This is a genomic window from Mycobacterium rhizamassiliense, from assembly GCF_900157375.1.
GTDB classification, from domain to species: Bacteria; Actinomycetota; Actinomycetes; order Mycobacteriales; family Mycobacteriaceae; genus Mycobacterium; species Mycobacterium rhizamassiliense.
The window spans coordinates 277,409-293,536 of record NZ_LT721901.1; the positions used below are offsets into that span (position 1 = coordinate 277,409).

Genomic DNA, 16,128 nt, shown 5'->3' on the forward strand with positions numbered 1-16,128 from the left:
GGCTTTTACTTCGCCGACAGTTTGAGCACCCGGTTGTTGGTGTTGTCGGTGACGTAGACACTGCCGGCTGAATCCACCGCTATTCCCAGCGGAGTCGTCAGGCCCGCGAAGGACAGCTGAACCTGAGTGTTCGACCCGGCCGGCAGTTTGAATACCCGTCCGGCATTGCCGCCCACGTCGATGACGTAGACGTCGCCGGCGGCATCGACCGCCACCCCCTTGGGGCACTTCAGCCCGCTGAACGGCAGCTCGACCGGGGTGCTCGACCCAACCGGCAGTTTCAGCACCCTGCTGTCTCGACCGTCGGGGACGTCGCAGTTGGTGACGTAGACGTCGCCGGCGGCGTTCACCGCCGTCCCCAGCGGATCTCGCAGGCCGGTGAACGGCAGCTCGACCGGGGTGCTCGACCCGACCGGCAGCTTGAGCACCCGGGGCGTGTAGTCGGTGACGTAGACGTCGCCGGCGGTATCCACCGCCATGCCGAAGGGCATTTTCAGGCCGGTGAACGGCAGCTCGACCGGGGTCTTCGACCCGGCCGGCAGCTCGTACACCCGATTGTCGCTGTTGTCCGCGATATAGGCGCTGCCGTTGTCGCTCACCGCCAGGCCCAACGGATCTTTCAGGCCGGGAAGCGGCACTTCGACCGAAACATTCGATCCCACAGGGAGTTTGAGCATGCGACTGTGTCCGTCGTCGATGACGTAGACGTTGCCGGCGGCGTCTAGCGCCAACCCCTTGGGGCCGACCAGCCCGGTGAACGGCAGCTCGACCTGGGTGGGGTGCGTCGATGAGTGACACCCGGCGATCACGGCGACGACGACAACGATCGGCGCCAGCACCTTTCGGCCCGGCAGCCGCCTCAGCACGTAGCGCCCGAATCGCGACCCCTGGCGTCGCTGCGCGCCGGCTCGTCCACCAACCATCACCTCTCCGGCTCGCAAACGGAAAAGACATTGTCTCGCACCAGTATGCGGGCGATCGGCGGTGACGCTGTGGATAACTGAGCCGACCGCTCGCCGCGGAGTGGCACCCTCAGGCGTTATGCCGGCCACGCCCCTCTATGCGCTGGACCCGGCGCTGCCGGTGCTGCTGCGGCCCGACGGCGCCGTGCAGGTCGGCTGGGATCCGCGCCGGGCCGTGCTGATCCGCCCCCCGGGTGGCCTGGCCGCCGCGGAGCTGGCCGCGATGTTGCGGTCCCTGCGCTCACCGCTGGCGATCGGCGAGCTGCACCGACAGGCCGCCGACCGCGGGCTGACCGACGCCGACGGCCTGACCGACCTGCTCACGAAGCTGGTTCGCGCGGGCGTGGCGACCCGGCGCTGCCGCCAGGCCGGCGGGCGGGCCGCGTCGATCCGCATCCACGGCCGCGGGCCGCTGTCGGACCTGCTGGTCGAGGCGTTGCGCTGTTCGGGCGCGAGGGTGGCGCACACCAGCCAGCCGCACGCCGCGGTGTCGCACGCGGCGGTGGACCTGGTGGTGCTGACCGACTACCTCGTCGCCGACCCGCGCATGGTGCGTGACCTGCACGCCAAGGCCGTAGCGCACCTGGCGGTCCGGGTCCGCGACGGCACCGGGCTGGTGGGGCCGCTGGTCATCCCCGGCGTCACGTCGTGCCTGGCCTGCGCCGACCTGCATCGCCGCGACCGCGACGCCGCGTGGCCCGCGATCGCCGCCCAGCTGCGCGAGACGGTCGGGGTGGCCGACCGGGCCACCCTGCTCGCCACCGCCGCGCTGGCGCTCGGCCAGGTGAACCGGGTGATCGCCGCGGTGCGCGGCCAGCAGCAGGTACCCGATCCCGGTCCGCCGCAGGCGCTCAACGCGACGCTGGAATTCGACCTCAACGCGGGCGCCATTCGCGCGCGGCAGTGGACCAGGCATCCGTTGTGCCGGTGTTGACGGCCGTCAGTGTTGTGTAGATCAATCCCGCGACCCGCGAATTGTCATGGATGATGGAGCTTGTGTCGGAGATCAAACGGGGGCGCGCCGCGCGGAACGCGAAACTGGCCAGCATTCCGGTCGGCTTTGCGGGCCGGGCGGCGCTGGGATTTGGAAAACGGCTGACCGGTAAGTCGAAAGACGAGGTCCAGGCCGAGCTGCTGGAGAAGGCCGCCAACCAGCTGTTCACCGTGCTCGGTGAGCTCAAGGGTGGCGCGATGAAGGTCGGCCAGGCGCTGTCGGTGATGGAAGCCGCCATTCCCGACGAGTTCGGCGAGCCCTACCGCGAGGCGCTGACCAAGCTGCAGAAGGACGCCCCGCCGCTGCCCGCAGAGAAGGTGCACCGGGTGCTCGACGCGCAGCTGGGCACCAAGTGGCGCGCGCGCTTCGCGTCGTTCGACGACACGCCCATCGCCTCGGCCAGCATCGGCCAGGTGCACAAGGCCGTGTGGTCCGACGGCCGCGAGGTGGCCGTCAAGATCCAGTACCCGGGCGCCGACGAGGCGCTGCGCGCCGACCTGAAGACCATGCAGCGCATGGTCGGGGTGTTCAAGCAGCTCGCGCCTGGAGCCGACATTCAGGGCGTCGTCGACGAACTGATCGAGCGCACCGAGATGGAACTGGACTACCGGCTGGAGGCCGACAACCAGCGCGCCTTCGCCAAGGCGTACCAGGACCACCCGCACTTCGCGGTGCCGCGGGTGGTGGCCAGCGCGCCGAAAGTGGTGATCCAGGAATGGATCGAGGGCCTGCACATGGCCGACATCATCCGCGAGGGCACCGTAGAGCAGCGCGACATGATCGGCACCCGGCTGCTCGAGCTCACCTTCGACGCGCCGCGGCGCCTCCAGATGCTGCACGGCGACGCCCACCCGGGCAACTTCATGCTGTTGCCCGACGGCCGGATGGGCGTGATCGACTTCGGCGCGGTGGCCCCGATGCCCGGCGGCTTGCCGATCGAGCTCGGCATGACGATCCGGCTGGCCCGCGACAAGAACTACGACCTGCTGTTGCCGACGATGGAGAAGGCCGGCTTCATCCAGAAGGGCGAGGGTGAGCAGGTGTCGGTGCGCGACATCGACGAAATGCTGCGCCAATACGTGGAACCCATCGAGGTCGACGTCTTCCACTACACGCGCAAGTGGCTGCAGAGGATGTCGACGATCGAGATCGACCGGTCGGTGTCGCAGATCAAGACGGCCCGGCAGATGGACCTGCCGCCCAAGCTGGTGATCCCGATGCGGGTGATCCTGTCGGTGGCCGCGATCCTGTGCCAGCTGGACGCGCACGTGCCGATCAAGGCGCTGACCGAGGAACTGGTCCCCGGCTTCGCCGATCCCGAGACCGCGGCCACCGTTTAGCTCTGTTGGCTAGGCGGCGACTCCGTCTTGCCGGCGGCTTTTGCGTGGACGTCCGCGCGGGCGTTTGTAGCTGACCACCGACCCGCGTTCGAGGATCTCGCCGCCCCAGACACCCCACGGTTCGGCGCGTTCCAGCGCCGCGGCCAGGCACTGGCGACGGACCGGGCAGCTGGCGCAGAGGGTCTTGGCCCGCTCGAGGTCGGCCGGGGTCTCGGCGAACCACAAGTTGGGGTCGCCGACGTGGCATGGCAACACCGGCCGCGTCTGTCTAGGCACCGTCGCTGCCGACATTCTGCTCACCTGCTTCCTGGTTGGGTGTCCTGCTGAGGTGATCCGGACCAGGTTGCGGGTGCCTACCCGAAAACTATGGCCACGGATCCTGGTGACTTCGGGTCCGTGGCCATGTGGGAAAAGGGGGCGGGTTAGGTAATGCCCCAATCCACGGACGCGTCAGTCGTGGCGGCGGCGGCATGCTTGACCGCGGCCGCCGGCACGGCGGCGTGGGCGGCATGGAAGGTTCCCGCGGACAGCACCGCGCCGGCCACGTCTACTACCCAAAGGTTGTTGATCATCGTGGCCACCTCCTCTCATGCCTTTTGACAGCGAAAACGCGATTTCGAGGGTAAACGGTCGCGGCACAAACTGGCAAACGATTTTCTGACCTGCGCGTTTTGCCGCTCAGCGGCCGCGGACCATGCCCAGCACGTCGGAGCCGTATTGCTCGAGCTTGCGGGCGCCGATTCCGGGGATCGCGATCAGGGCCGCCTCGTCGCCGGGCAGCAGCTCGGCTATGGCGATCAGGGTGTTGTCGGTGAACACGACGTAGGCGGGCACCTTCTGCTCCTTGGCGACGTCCAGGCGCCACGCCTTGAGCCGGCCGAGCAGCTCCTCGTCGATGTCGGCCGAGCACGTCTCGCACCGCCGCAGCATGATGGCCGCCGGGGTGGTCAGGTCCTGGTTGCAGATGCGGCAGCGGGTCTTGCCCTGCTTGCGGCGGGACTTGGCCGACGCCGGGTCGACCCGGGCCTGCGGCGCGATGCCGCTGAGGAACCGCGACGGCTTGCGGGTCTGCCGTCCGCCCGGGCTTCGCGACAGCGCCCAGCTGAGCGCCAAATGCACTCGGGCCCTGGTGATTCCGACGTAGAGCAGGCGACGCTCTTCCTCGACGGGTTCGCTTTCGGGGCCGTGCGCCAGGGCGTGCGAGATGGGCAGCGTGCCGTCGGCCACGCCGACCAGGAACACCGCGTCCCACTCGAGCCCCTTCGCCGCGTGCAGCGAGGCCAGCGTGACGCCCTGCACCACCGGTGGGTGGCGCGAGTCGGCCCGCGTCCGGAGCTCGGCCACCAGGGCCGGCAGTTCCAGCTGCGGGCGTTGGGCCACCTCGTCGTCGACCAGCTCGGCCAGCGCGGTCAGCGCCTCCCAGCGTTCGCGGGCCCGGGTGCCGTCCGGTTCCTCGGCGGTCAGCCCGAGCGGCTCCAGCAGCGCGCGCACCAGCTCGGGCAGCGGGCCTTCTTGGGCCCCACTGCCGCCGCGTTCGGCCGCGCGCTGCAGGGCCAGCAGCGCCTGCCTGATCTCCTGACGGTTGAAAAAGCCCTCGCCGCCGCGGACCTGATAGGCGATGCCCGCCCCGGTCAGGGCCTCCTCGTAGATCTCCGACTGCGCGTTGACGCGGTAGAGCACCGCGATCTCCGACGGCGCGGTGCCGGATTCGATCAGCCGGGCGATCGCCTTGGCGACCGCGGCGGCCTCGACGGTCTCGTCGGGGTGCTCGTGAAACGACGGCGCCGGGCCCGGCGGGCGCTGGCCGGACAGTTGCAGCTTGCTGCCGGCGACGCGGCCGCGCGCCGCGGCAATCACCTGGTTGGCCAGCGACACGACCTGCGGGGTGGACCGGTAGTCGCGCTCCAGGCGCACCACGGTGGCGTCGGGAAATTGGCGGGAGAAGTCGAGCAGGAACCGCGGCGAGGCCCCGGTGAACGAGTAGATGGTCTGGTTGGCGTCGCCGACGACGGTCAGGTCGTCGCGGTCGCCCAGCCACGCCGACAGCACCCGCTGCTGCAGCGGGGTGACGTCCTGGTACTCGTCGACGACGAAACAGCGGTAGCGGTCCCGGAACTCCTCGGCCACCGCGGCGTCGTTCTCGATCGCGGCGGCGGTGTGCAGCAGCAGGTCGTCGAAGTCGAGCAGCGTCACCGATTCGTCGCGGACCTTGAGCGCCTCGTACGCGTCGTAGACGGCCGCGACCTTGGCGGCGTCCAACGGGATGTCCCGGTTGGCGGCGGCTACGGCCGCGGGGTACTGCTCGGGGCTGATCAGCGACGCCTTGGCCCATTCGATCTCGCCGGCCAGGTCGCGGACGTCGTCGGTGCTGGCGTTCATCCTGGTGCGGCTGGCCGCCCTGGCCACGACGGGGAATTTGGTGTCGAGCAGCTGCCAGCCGGTGTCGCCGACCACGCGCGGCCAGAAGTAGCGCAGCTGCCGGTGCGCGGCCGCGTGAAACGTCAGGGCCTGCACCGCGCCGACGCCCGCGGCCGCCGGCGCGATGGCGTCCAGCGTGCGCAGTCGCGAGCGCATCTCCCCCGCCGCGCGCTGGGTGAAGGTGACCGCCAGCACCTGACCCGCCGAGACGTGGCCGCTGCCGACGAGGTTGGCGATGCGATGAGTGATGGTGCGGGTCTTGCCGGTTCCGGCGCCGGCGAGCACGCAGACCGGCCCGCGCGCAGCGAGCACCGCTTCAAGCTGTTCGTCGTCCAGCCCGGCGGTCAACGGGTCGGCGACCATCGGCATGGCGTCCATCTTGGCAGCGATCACCGACAAACCGGGCGTTTCGCCACGCCCGGCATTCGGAACACCGCAGCGCCGGGCTACGTTATCGAGTTATGAGCAATGCCCCGATCACCGTTTACACGACGTCATGGTGTGGCTACTGCCACCGGCTCATGACCGTGCTCAAGTCCAACGGAATCGCGTACGACACGGTCGACATCGAACACGACGCGGCGGCCGCGGAGTTCGTCGGCTCGGTCAACGGCGGCAACAAGACGGTCCCGACGGTCAAGTTCTCCGACGGCTCGACGTTGACCAACCCCAGCGCCGCCGAGGTCAAGGCGAAGCTGGCTGAGGTCGCGGGCTAACTTCGCGGGCTTGGCGATCCGCCCAGCCAGGCGGTGGCCTGCTACCCTAGCCCCGACAACGCGACGGCCATGTTCCGTCAGCTGGATTCGTCCCTGCAGGAATGCGTCGCGTTGCACAACGCCGAATACGACTTCGTCCTGGACAAGCCGGACCCAAACACGTTGCGGCTCACCGACCATCAGTGGTGCCACCTGTATCGCGTCAAATCCGCCGTGCTGATCTCTGTCGGCGCCGTGGGCCTGCAGGCGTCGGATCAGGTCGCCAGCACCGTCCTGCAGACGATCACCGACCGCGTCAAGTAAGGCCTCAGCCGGCCGCCACCCAGGATTCGATGATCACGCGCGCGATCGAAATCGACCCGGGCAGAAGCAGTTTCGACTCCGTCGAGCTGGACCAGTCGCCGGCCTCGAGCGCCACCCGCACCTCGTCACGGGTGAACCAAGCCGCCTCGGCGATCTCGCCGTCGTTGAACGCGAATTCCTCGGCCGGGTCGGCGACGGCGTGGAAGCCGACCATCAGCGAGCGCGGAAAGGGCCACGGCTGGCTGCCCAGGTAGCGGACGTCGCGCACGGTCAGCCCGATCTCCTCGAAAATCTCGCGCGCGACGCAGACTTCGAAAGACTCACCCGCCTCGACGAATCCGGCCAGCAGCGAGAACATCCGCTCGGGCCACACGGCCTGGCGGGCCAGCACCGCGCGGTCGCCGCCGTCGTGCACCAGGCAGATCACCGCCGGGTCGATGCGCGGGAATTCCTCCTGCCCGGTGACCGGGTTGACCCGCGCCCAGCCCGCCCTGGCCGATCGCGTCGGGGAGCCGTCGACCGGGCTGAACCGGGCGCTGTCATGCCAATTCAGCAGCGCGACGGCCGAGGACATCAGCTGGCTGCTGGTGTCGTCGAAGATCGGGCCGAGGCTGCGCAGGTTGACGACCTCGGCGTGCGCGTCGGGATCGTCGGGCGCCTGCAGCGCCCCCCGGATGGCCCACACGTGCTGCCCGCCCTCGATGCGGCCCAGGAACACCGCGTCTTTCGGGGGCGCGTCGCCCAGCTCGGCCGCGGCGCCAAGCACAACGCGGCCGCCCGCGACCAGCACCTGGTTGCGCGAATCCACGCGCAGCAGGGCCGCCTCGGCCCAGCCCGCGGTGGCCGCGTCGACGTCGGTGCGCAACTGGTCGGCGCGGTCGGCGCCGACACGCGAAAGCAGCGGAACACTCCGCAGCTGAAAGTCCACGCTGAGCCCCTTCGGCGGCTAGTGGCCGGTGTCTCGGACGTACAGGAGCCGGTCGGCGGCCTCGATGGCGTCGGCCTCGGGTGCGCCGATGCGCAGCAGCCTGCCGTCGCGAACCACACCGAGCACGGTGTCGCTCAGATGCCGCGGGGAGCCGCCGACTTCGGCCGGCTCGACCTCCCGCTCGGCGATGGCCAGCCCGGCGTCCGGAGTCAGCAAGTCCTCGATCATCTCGACGACGCTGGGCGTGGTGGTGGCCAGCCCGAGCAGCCGCCCGGCCGTTTCCGAGGAGACCACCACCGAGTCCGCGCCCGATTGCTGCAGCAGGTGTGAGTTCTCCGCCTCCCGGATCGCGGCCACGATCCGGGCCTTGGGCGCGATCTCGCGCGCCGTCAACGTCACCAGGACGGCGGTGTCGTCTCGGTTGGTGGCGACGATGATCGACGACGCGTGCTGGGCGCCGGCCAGCCGCAGCACGTCGGACTTGGTGGCGTCGCCGTGCACGGTGACCAGGCCGGCCGCGCCGGCGTGCTCGAGGGCGCTGCGGTCGGTGTCGACCACGACGATTTCGCCCTGGGTGGACTCCTCGTCGCTGACCCGGACGGCGACGGCCCGCTTCCCCTTGGTGCCGTAGCCGATCACAACGGTGTGGTTGCGCACTTTGCTCCTCCAACGCTGAATCTTCCACGCCTGCCGGGACCGCTCGGAGAGCAGCTCGAGCGTCGTGCCTACCAACACGATCAAGAACGCGATCCGCAGCGGCGTGAATATCACGGTGTTGACCAGGCGCGCGACCTCGCTGATTGGGGTGATGTCGCCGTAGCCGGTGGTCGACAGCGACACCGCCGCGAAGTACAGGCAGTCCAGGAACGTCAGCGGCGCAGCGCGCACGTCGCGATAGCCGTCGCGGTCCAGGTAGACCACCAGCGCGGCGCCGACCAGCAGCACCAGCGCGATGGCCAGCCGGCGGGCGATGACGCGGCCGGGTCCGGTTTGGTCTTCGGGGATGCGCAGCACGCCGACCAGCAGGTGGCCTGGCTGCGCGGTCAGCCGCTCGTCGAAACCCTTGAGTCGCCGCAACCTACCCTTGGGCACAATGGCCCGTCATCGGCTCGCCCCACACATCTGTCACATGTAACCACGACGAACGGCGCCAGGCGCATCAGACGGCGACATCGTGGGCATCGGTGGACGGCACCAACAGCGCGGCCAGCTCGGTGGCGTCGGGCAGCTCGGCGGGGGTGACCGTGGTCTGCGTGCGGACGTAGTGGAACGCGGTGCGCACCGACGACTCCGGGCAGCCGGACAGCGCGGCCCACGCCATCCGGTAGACGGCGAGCTGGACGGCGGCGTGCCGCATGGCTTCCGGCCCGCGCGGCGGTTCACCGGTCTTCCAGTCCACCACGGTGGCTCCCCCGTCGGGGTCGGCGAACACCGCGTCGATGCGGCCCCGCACCACCGTGTCGCCGATCGGCATCTCGAAGGGCACCTCGACGGCGACCGGGGTGCGCGCCGCCCACCGCGACGTGGCGAACGCCTCCTGCAGCGCGGCCAGTTCCCGGGTGTCGCCGACATCGGAGTCGACCGCGCCCGGCAGGTCGCTGAGGTCGAACAGCCACTCGGTTCCGTAGAACTGCTGGACCCAGGCGTGAAAGGCGTTGCCCAGTAACGCATGTTGGTCCGGCCGCGCCGGCACCCGGTGGGTGAGCCGCTGCGCGGCGCCAGCCGGGTCGCGCGCCAGGTCGACCAGGCCGCTGACCGACACCTGGCTGGGCAGAACGACTGCGGCCGGCGCGGCGCTGCGGGCCCGCTCGGCCAGCAGGGCATCGACGTCGGCGGCCCAGCCCTCGACGTCTGGGCCAACCTCGGCGGGCTCGGCCGCCATGGCCCGGGCCACCAGCGCCGCCCCCCGTTCGACGTCGTTGCGGCGCGACGCCAGCGGGTCGGCCGGCCATACCGCCTCGACGACGTTGTCGCGCAGCGGGTTTCGCTCGCCATCGGCAGGCGCCGGTGCCCACTCCTCCACCACGCCGCAGGGATCACCGGCCGCGGTCGACCGGTCGATGACATCCTTGAGCTCGCACAGGAAGTCGGACGGGCCGCGCGGCTTCACCCCGGCGGGACCCCAGTGATGCCCGGATACCAGCAGCGTGTCCTCGGCGCGGGTGATCCCCACGTACAGCAGCCGGCGTTCCTCGTCGACGCGGCGCTGATCGAGCTGGCGGCGATGCTCGGAAATCTTATCCGACAACTGCTTTCGATTGGTCACGTCCGAGGTGTCGAGGACGGGTATGCCCAGCGAGCCCGCCGACGAGCGGTCGCCGCGCAGCAGCGGCGGCAGCTCGGCGGCATCGGTGAGCCAGCTGCTGCGCGAGGCGGTGGACGGAAACGTGCCGCCCGACAGGTGGGCCACCGCGACCACCTGCCACTCCAGGCCCTTCGCGGAATGCACGGTCAACACCTGCACCCGATCCCGCGCGACCGTCAACGAGGCCGGGGCCAGGCCGTTTTCGACGACCTCGGCCGCGTCGAGGTAGGCCAGCAGGCCCAGCACCGACGCGGCCGCGGACGCATCCATCGCGCCGGACGCGGCGGTCGTTCGCTCGGCGTAACCGGCGACCACGTCGGCAAACGCGTCGAGGTGTTCGGCGCCGGTCCAGCCGCCGGAGGCCCCCGCCGCGGCGCGGGCCTCGCAGTCGACACCCAACACGCGGCGCACCTCGGCGACCAGGTCGGGCAGCGAGTGCCCGAGGTGGGCCCGCAGGGCGCCGACCTCAGTGGCCAGCGCGGTGATACGCGCATGTCCCGCAGCCGAATACGACCCGGCGGGCCCGGGGTCGCTGAGCGCGTCGGCCAGGCACGCGCCGTCGGCCTCCAGGCTGGACGGGCGGGCGGCCAGCGCGATCGCCTCGGGCGAGGGCGTGTCGTCGCCGCGGCGGGGCCCGGCCAGTGCCGACGCGCGCCGCCACAGGGCGGCGACGTCGTGGCCGCCGAGCCGCCAGCGCGGGCCGGTCAGCACCCGCATCGCCGCCGCCCCGGCCGTCGGGTCGGCCACCAGCCGCAGCATGGCGACGATGTCGGCGACCTCGGGAATGGACAGCAGGCCGGCCAGCCCGACGACCTCGACCGGGACGCCGCGCGCACGAAGCGCATCGGCGATGGGCGCGGCATCGGCGTTGCGGCGCACCAGGACCGCGGCGGTGGGCGGGCTGACGCCCTGCGCGCCGGCCCGCTGATAGTGCTCCTGCAGGTGGTCCGCGATCCACTCCCGCTCGGCGCGCGCGTCGGGAAGCAGGGCGGCGCGGACGGTGCCGGGCGGGGCGTCCGGGCGGGGGCGCAACGCGTGCACCGCGACGGATCGTCGCCGCGCCTCGGCGGAGATGGCGTTGGCGACCTGCAGCGTGCGCGGCGGGTTGCGCCAGCTGGTCCGCAGCTCCAGGACGGGCGCGGGGGTGCCGTCGGAGCGGGGGAAGTCGGTGGTGAACCGCGGCAGGTTGGTCGCCGAGGCGCCGCGCCAGCCGTAGATCGACTGAATCGGATCGCCGACGGCCGTCAGCGCCAGCCCGTCGTCGACACCGCCGCCGAACAGCGACGACAGCGCGACGCGCTGGGCGTGCCCGGTGTCCTGGTACTCGTCGAGCAGCACCACCCGGTAGCGGCTCCGCAGGTCCTCACCCACCTGCGGGAAACTCATCGCAAGCCGTGCGGCCGAAGCCATTTGGATGCCGAAGTCCATGACCTTGGCCTCGCGCATCCGCCCGCTGAGCGTATCGAGCAGCGGCACCAGCTCGGTCCGCTCGGTCTGCGTGGCCAGCAGCCGCTGCAGCCATTGGCTGGGGCCGCGGTCGCGCTGATGGGGACCCGCGGGCAGGGTGTGAACCAGCCGCTCCAGCTCCACGTGGGTGTCGTGGAGCTGGCGCGTGTCCACCAGGTGCTCGGCGAGCTGGCCCCACAGCCGCAGCAGCATCGAGGTGACCGCGGCCGGGGTTTTGTCGATGTCCAGCCGCCCGTCGTACCGGTTGACCACGTCAAAGGCCAACTGCCACAACTCCGTTTCGCTGAGCAGCCGGGTGTCGGGTTCGATCGGCAGCAGCAGCCCGTAGTCGCGCAGCAGCGAGCCGGCGAAGGCGTGGTAGGTGCTGACCACCGGGGCGCCCGCGGGTTCGGGCGCGACCGCGCCGCCCGCCCCCAGGCCGATGCCCGCCAACCGGGCCAGCCGGGACCGGACCCGGCGCAGCAGCTGGCCGGCGGCCTTGCGGGTGAACGTCAATCCCAGCACCTGCCCGGGCTCGGCGTAACCGTTGGCAACCAGCCACACCACCCGCGCGGCCATCGTCTCGGTCTTGCCGGCGCCCGCCCCGGCGATCACGACCAGCGGCCCCGGGGGCGCGGCGATGACGTCGGCCTGCTCCGAAGTAGGTGGGAAAAGGCCGAGCGCGCTTGCCAATTCGGTGGGGGTGTAGCGCGGGGTCATCGCGCCGCCCCATCGGCATGGGCCGGGCAGCTCGGCCGTATCGGGCAGTGCGTGCAGCCGTCGTTGCGGCGGGCGACGAACTGCGGCCCGGTCGTGGCGTCGGCAGCCCGCCGGACGATCTCGCGCCATTCGTCACGGGCCGCCGGCGTCATCGGGTCCTGCTCGCGTTCGGTGACGCCCGACGCGCCGGACTTGCCGACGTAGACCAGCCGCGCACCGCCGGGCTCCGCGCCGTCGGAGGCGGGAATCATGCCCTCGGCCACCGCCAGCTGATACATCGCCAGCTGCGCGTGCTGCTGGGCGTCGTCCTTGCTGACCGGGGTCTTGCCGGTCTTGATGTCGACGATCACCAGCCGGCCCGCCGCATCGCGTTCCAGCCGGTCGACCCGGCCGCGCAGCCGGACGTCGCCGCCGTCGTCGCGCGGCGTGCCGAGCACCCCGTCGACGTCGACTTCCACTCCGACCTCGCGGAGTTCACCGCGCGTCTGCGCGCGCCACTCGACGAACGCCCGGACCATGGCGCGGTGTCGGTCACGCTCGTTCTCCGCGTGCCAGCGCGCGTCGAAGGGCAGGTGCTGCCAGGCGCGGTCCAGTTCGGCGAGCAGCTGGTCCTCGCTCCTGCCCGGTTCGGCGATCAGCGCGTGCAGCACCGAGCCCAGCGTCGACCGCAGCTCGCGCGGGTTGGTGCCGCCGTGGCGCTCGACCAGCCAGCGCAGCGGGCAGTCGTGGAGGGTCTGCAGCGTCGACGGTGTCAGGGTGACCGGGTGATCGCCGCCGCAGAGCGGCTCGCTGGTGCTGACCGGAGTCAGGCCGTGCCACCCGCCGGGGTCGGCGCCGGGCACACCCGCCTGCGCCAGCCGGGCCAATTGTGTTGCCGCGCAACGGCGCGACTCGTCGTCGACGGCGCCATCGGCGGCGCACACGACACCGCGCAGCCGGCCGACCAGCGACGTGTACGACAGCACCCGCGGTGCCGAAACAGGCTGCGCCACTTCGTCTTCCGGATCGGCATTGGCCCACCCGGCGATCTCGTCAAGGAACGGCGAGGGCAGGGCGGCCTCTTGGCCCGGGCCGTCGGTGTCGCTGTCGATCGCGGTCACCAGCAACCGGCGCCGGGCCCGGCCCATGGCCGCGACCAGCAGCCTGCGCTCCTCGGCCAGCAGCGGCGCACGCACCGACGCGTCCTTGCCCACCCCGTCCAGCACGTCGAGCAGTCGCTGGGTGCCCAGCACACCGCCGCGCGGAATCGTGTTGGGCCACAGCCCTTCCTGCAGGCCGGCGACGACCACCAGATCCCATTCGTGTCCCAGCGCGGCATGGGCGGACAGCACCCTGACCTGTTCTGCCGCCGCCGGTCCGGTGTTGACGCCCGGCAGCTGCAGGGCGGCGACGTGCTCGACGAGCCCGCGCAGCGACGCGCCCGGCGTGCGGGACACGTAATCGTCGGTGACGTCGAACAACGCCGTGACCGCGGCGAGGTCGCGGCCCGCCTGGGAGCCCGCGGGGCCGCCGCGCTCGATCGCGGCCAGCCAGCGGCGCTGCAGGCCGGACCGCTGCCATGCCGCCCACAGGGTGTACCGCGCGTCCTGCCCCTCGGCGTGGCAGCGCGCGGCGGCGCTCAGCACCGCGCGCACCCGCTGCAGCGGGCGGGACAGCGCGCCCGGCGCCCCGGCGCCGGGGGCGACCGCGGCCGCCAGCACGTCGCCGAAATCGCCTGGCGCGTCGTCTGTCCTGGCGCGCAGCAGCGCCCGGCGCAGCTGCCGCAGCGACACCGGGTCCAGGCGGCCGATGGGCCCGGTCAGCAGCGCCAGCGCCTGGTCGCCATCGAGACTCCCGGCCGTCGCCGTCAGCACGGTCAGCAGCGCCCGCGCCGCGGGCTCCTCGACCAGCGGCCCGCTGGCGGTGGGCGCGGCCACCGGGACCCCCGCGGCGGCCAACACCCGCGGCAACCGCGCGCCCGCCCGCGGCACCGACCGGACGATGACCGCCATCTGCGACCACGGCACGCCGTCGATCAGGTGCGCACGGCGCAGGGTGTCGGCGATCAGCGCGGCCTCCGCGTGCGCCGACGCGGCCACCCGGACCGTGACGGATCCGTCCTCAGCGCCGGTGCCCTCGATCCGCCGGCCCACGCTGCCGCCGGGCAGCCGGCCCGCGATGCCACTGACGGCCCGCGCGACCGCGGGCGCGCAGCGATGCGACCGCGTCAGCGTCACCTCGAGCGACTCGCCGTCGAGCAGCCCGGCGGGCTCGCCGCCGCGGAAACCGAACACGGCCTGGTTGGGATCACCGGCAACCAGCGCGAGTTCGGCGCCCGCGGCCAGCGCCCGGACCAGGCGGGCGGCCTGCGGGTCGAGCTGCTGGGCGTCGTCGATCAGCAACACCCGGACCCGGGCGCGCTCGGCGGCCAGCAGCTCGGGATCGGCCGCGAACGCCTCCAGGGCCGCACCCACCAACTCGGCCGCGCCCAACGCCGGCGTCGTCGCCGTCGGCGCCGCGGTGCCGACGGCCGCGCGCAGCAGCATCACCTGCTCGTACTGCCGGGCGAATTGGCCGGCGGCCGTCCACTCCGGCTGCCGGGACCGGCGCCCCAGCCGTTCCAGCTCCGGTGCATCCACCCCGCGTTCGGCGCAGCGCGCCAACAGGTTTCGTAGCTCGGTGGCGAACCCCGCGGTGGTCAGGGCCGGCCACAGGTGCCGCGGCCACGCGACGGCCGCATCCGGCCCGTCCTCGAGATCGCCTGCCAGCAGTTCGCGGATGATGGCGTCCTGCTCGGCGCTGGTGACCAGCCGCGGCGGCGCGTCGCCGGCGCGCTCGGCGGCACGCCGCAACACCGCGTACGCGTAGCTGTGCACGGTGCGCACCAGCGGCTCGGAGATCGCGGCCACCGACGGGCCGCCCGGCTGTGAGCCCAGCAACGCCGTCGTCAGCGCGCTGCGCGCCGCCGTCGGGATCCGGCCCGATCCGGTAAGCAGCAGAACCGATTTCGGGTCGATGCCGCCACCGATCGCGGCGAGGGCGGCATCGACCAGCAGGCTGCTCTTGCCGGTGCCCGGACCGCCCAGGATGCGCACCAGGCCGCGTGCACCCGGCTCCAAGACCGCCTGCGCCTCGGCACCCCACGTGTACGACATGAGGGCATGACATCACGAGGGTCCGACAAGTTTGGTGCAGCCGCAGGCCGGCATCGGAACCTGGCATCATCGACGCGTGAGCCCCGACCTTCACGTGCACCGCTTCGGTCCGCCCGGCCCGGTGCGGATGCTCGCCCTGCACGGTTTGACCGGCCACGGGCAGCGCTGGCAGCAGCTTGCCGACTACCTGCCCGAAATCGCCATCGCCGCACCCGATCTCATCGGCCACGGGCGGTCGTCGTGGGCCGCGCCGTGGAGCATCGACGCGAACGTCGCGGCGCTGAGCGCGCTGCTGGACGCCGATGCGGGCGGCCCGGTGCTGGTTGTCGGGCATTCGTTCGGTGGCGGGCTGGCCATGCATCTGGCCGCGGCCCGGCCCGACCGGGTGGCGGCCCTGCTGCTGCTCGACCCCGCGGTCGGCCTGGACGGCGGCTGGATGCGCGAGATCGCCGAGGCGATGTTCTCCTCCCCCGACTATCCGGATCCCGCCGAGGCGCGGGCGGAGAAGGCCAACGGCTCCTGGGCCGACGTGGATTCCGCGGTGCTCGACTCCGAGCTCGACGAGCACCTGGTCGAGCTGCCCGGCGGGCGGTACGGCTGGCGGGTCAGCGTGCCGGCGATGATGTCCTACTGGAGCGAGCTGGCCCGCGACCTCGTGCTGCCCCCGCCCGGCATGCCGACCACGCTGGTGCGCGCGGCGTGGACATCGCCGCCGTATGTCGGCGACGAACTCGTGGCGGGGCTGCGGCAACGCTCGGGATCCGAGTTCGAATTCCTGACGTTCGAGTGCAACCACATGGTGCCCGCCGCGATGCCCACCGAGGTCGCCGCGCTGGCGCGCAAGCTGCTGGCGGCCGGTTGA

Annotated in this window: 12 protein-coding genes and 1 pseudogene; 5 read left to right on the plus strand and 8 right to left on the minus strand. The window is 71.9% G+C overall.

Annotation, left to right across the window (positions count from 1 at the left end; genetic code table 11):
* Positions 1 to 5 precede the first annotated feature (5 nt).
* Complete coding sequence (locus tag MRAB57_RS01390; protein ID WP_083743271.1) at positions 6 to 923, minus strand: NHL repeat-containing protein; 918 nt, start codon at positions 921 to 923, stop codon at positions 6 to 8.
* 118 nt (positions 924 to 1,041) lie between these two features.
* Here MRAB57_RS01390 and MRAB57_RS01395 point away from each other — a divergent pair, with 118 nt between their 5' ends.
* Together MRAB57_RS01395 and MRAB57_RS01400 are read left to right on the plus strand one after the other, a co-directional pair.
* Positions 1,042 to 1,896, plus strand: a complete 855-nt coding sequence (locus tag MRAB57_RS01395) for a cyclodehydratase (RefSeq protein ID WP_077085965.1) — start codon at positions 1,042 to 1,044, stop codon at positions 1,894 to 1,896.
* 46 nt (positions 1,897 to 1,942) lie between these two features.
* A pseudogene (locus tag MRAB57_RS01400) lies at positions 1,943 to 3,296 on the plus strand (macrolide-binding ATPase MABP-1).
* A 9-nt stretch (positions 3,297 to 3,305) separates the two neighbouring features.
* Here the strand turns inward: MRAB57_RS01400 and MRAB57_RS01405 are convergent.
* The 3 genes from MRAB57_RS01405 to MRAB57_RS01410 form a co-directional block, all read right to left on the minus strand.
* On the minus strand, positions 3,306 to 3,587 hold the full coding sequence (locus MRAB57_RS01405; protein ID WP_077085966.1) for a WhiB family transcriptional regulator: 282 nt from the start codon (positions 3,585 to 3,587) through the stop codon (positions 3,306 to 3,308).
* A gap of 131 nt (positions 3,588 to 3,718) precedes the next feature.
* Positions 3,719 to 3,868 (minus strand): hypothetical protein, encoded by a 150-nt coding sequence (locus MRAB57_RS29030; protein ID WP_245835785.1) that lies wholly within the window; start codon positions 3,866 to 3,868, stop codon positions 3,719 to 3,721.
* Between the two features lie 106 nt (positions 3,869 to 3,974).
* A complete protein-coding gene (locus tag MRAB57_RS01410; RefSeq protein WP_173813987.1) occupies positions 3,975 to 6,083 on the minus strand; it encodes an ATP-dependent DNA helicase UvrD2 in 2,109 nt (702 codons plus the stop codon).
* Between the two features lie 92 nt (positions 6,084 to 6,175).
* Between MRAB57_RS01410 and mrx1 the strand changes: the two genes are divergently transcribed.
* Together mrx1 and MRAB57_RS01420 are read left to right on the plus strand one after the other, a co-directional pair.
* Positions 6,176 to 6,430 carry a mycoredoxin Mrx1 gene (gene mrx1, locus MRAB57_RS01415; RefSeq protein ID WP_077085967.1) on the plus strand — a complete coding sequence of 85 codons (255 nt, stop codon included), beginning with the start codon at positions 6,176 to 6,178 and terminating at the stop codon, positions 6,428 to 6,430.
* A 33-nt stretch (positions 6,431 to 6,463) separates the two neighbouring features.
* Complete coding sequence (locus MRAB57_RS01420; protein ID WP_077085968.1) at positions 6,464 to 6,733, plus strand: sensor domain-containing protein; 270 nt, start codon at positions 6,464 to 6,466, stop codon at positions 6,731 to 6,733.
* Between the two features lie 4 nt (positions 6,734 to 6,737).
* Here the strand turns inward: MRAB57_RS01420 and nudC are convergent, their stop codons facing one another.
* From nudC to MRAB57_RS01440, 4 genes are all read right to left on the minus strand, one after another.
* On the minus strand, positions 6,738 to 7,661 hold the full coding sequence (nudC, locus tag MRAB57_RS01425) for an NAD(+) diphosphatase (protein ID WP_077085969.1): 924 nt from the start codon (positions 7,659 to 7,661) through the stop codon (positions 6,738 to 6,740).
* An 18-nt stretch (positions 7,662 to 7,679) separates the two neighbouring features.
* Positions 7,680 to 8,753, minus strand: a complete 1,074-nt coding sequence (locus tag MRAB57_RS01430; protein WP_077085970.1) for a potassium channel family protein — start codon at positions 8,751 to 8,753, stop codon at positions 7,680 to 7,682.
* Between the two features lie 67 nt (positions 8,754 to 8,820).
* Positions 8,821 to 12,132, minus strand: coding sequence for an ATP-dependent helicase (locus tag MRAB57_RS01435; RefSeq protein WP_077085971.1), 3,312 nt, complete (start codon positions 12,130 to 12,132; stop codon positions 8,821 to 8,823).
* A complete protein-coding gene (locus MRAB57_RS01440) occupies positions 12,129 to 15,266 on the minus strand; it encodes an ATP-dependent DNA helicase (RefSeq protein ID WP_077085972.1) in 3,138 nt (1,045 codons plus the stop codon). Before MRAB57_RS01440 ends, MRAB57_RS01435 begins: the two co-directional genes overlap by 4 nt.
* 76 nt (positions 15,267 to 15,342) lie before the next feature.
* Between MRAB57_RS01440 and MRAB57_RS01445 the strand changes: the two genes are divergently transcribed.
* On the plus strand, positions 15,343 to 16,128 hold the full coding sequence (locus MRAB57_RS01445) for an alpha/beta fold hydrolase (RefSeq protein WP_077085973.1): 786 nt from the start codon (positions 15,343 to 15,345) through the stop codon (positions 16,126 to 16,128).

Excerpts from the sequence above, each read along its gene's own strand:
- MRAB57_RS01395 (WP_077085965.1), top strand. The coding sequence starts at position 1,042 with ATGCCGGCCACGCCCCTCTATGCGCTGGACCCGGCGCTGCCGGTGCTG.
- MRAB57_RS01410 (WP_173813987.1), bottom strand. The coding sequence starts at position 6,083 with ATGCCGATGGTCGCCGACCCGTTGACCGCCGGGCTGGACGACGAACAG.
- MRAB57_RS01435 (WP_077085971.1), bottom strand. The coding sequence starts at position 12,132 with ATGACCCCGCGCTACACCCCCACCGAATTGGCAAGCGCGCTCGGCCTT.
- MRAB57_RS29030 (WP_245835785.1), bottom strand. The coding sequence starts at position 3,868 with ATGATCAACAACCTTTGGGTAGTAGACGTGGCCGGCGCGGTGCTGTCC.
- MRAB57_RS01390 (WP_083743271.1), bottom strand. The coding sequence starts at position 923 with ATGGTTGGTGGACGAGCCGGCGCGCAGCGACGCCAGGGGTCGCGATTC.
- mrx1 (WP_077085967.1), top strand. The coding sequence starts at position 6,176 with ATGAGCAATGCCCCGATCACCGTTTACACGACGTCATGGTGTGGCTAC.
- MRAB57_RS01440 (WP_077085972.1), bottom strand. The coding sequence starts at position 15,266 with ATGTCGTACACGTGGGGTGCCGAGGCGCAGGCGGTCTTGGAGCCGGGT.
- MRAB57_RS01405 (WP_077085966.1), bottom strand. The coding sequence starts at position 3,587 with ATGTCGGCAGCGACGGTGCCTAGACAGACGCGGCCGGTGTTGCCATGC.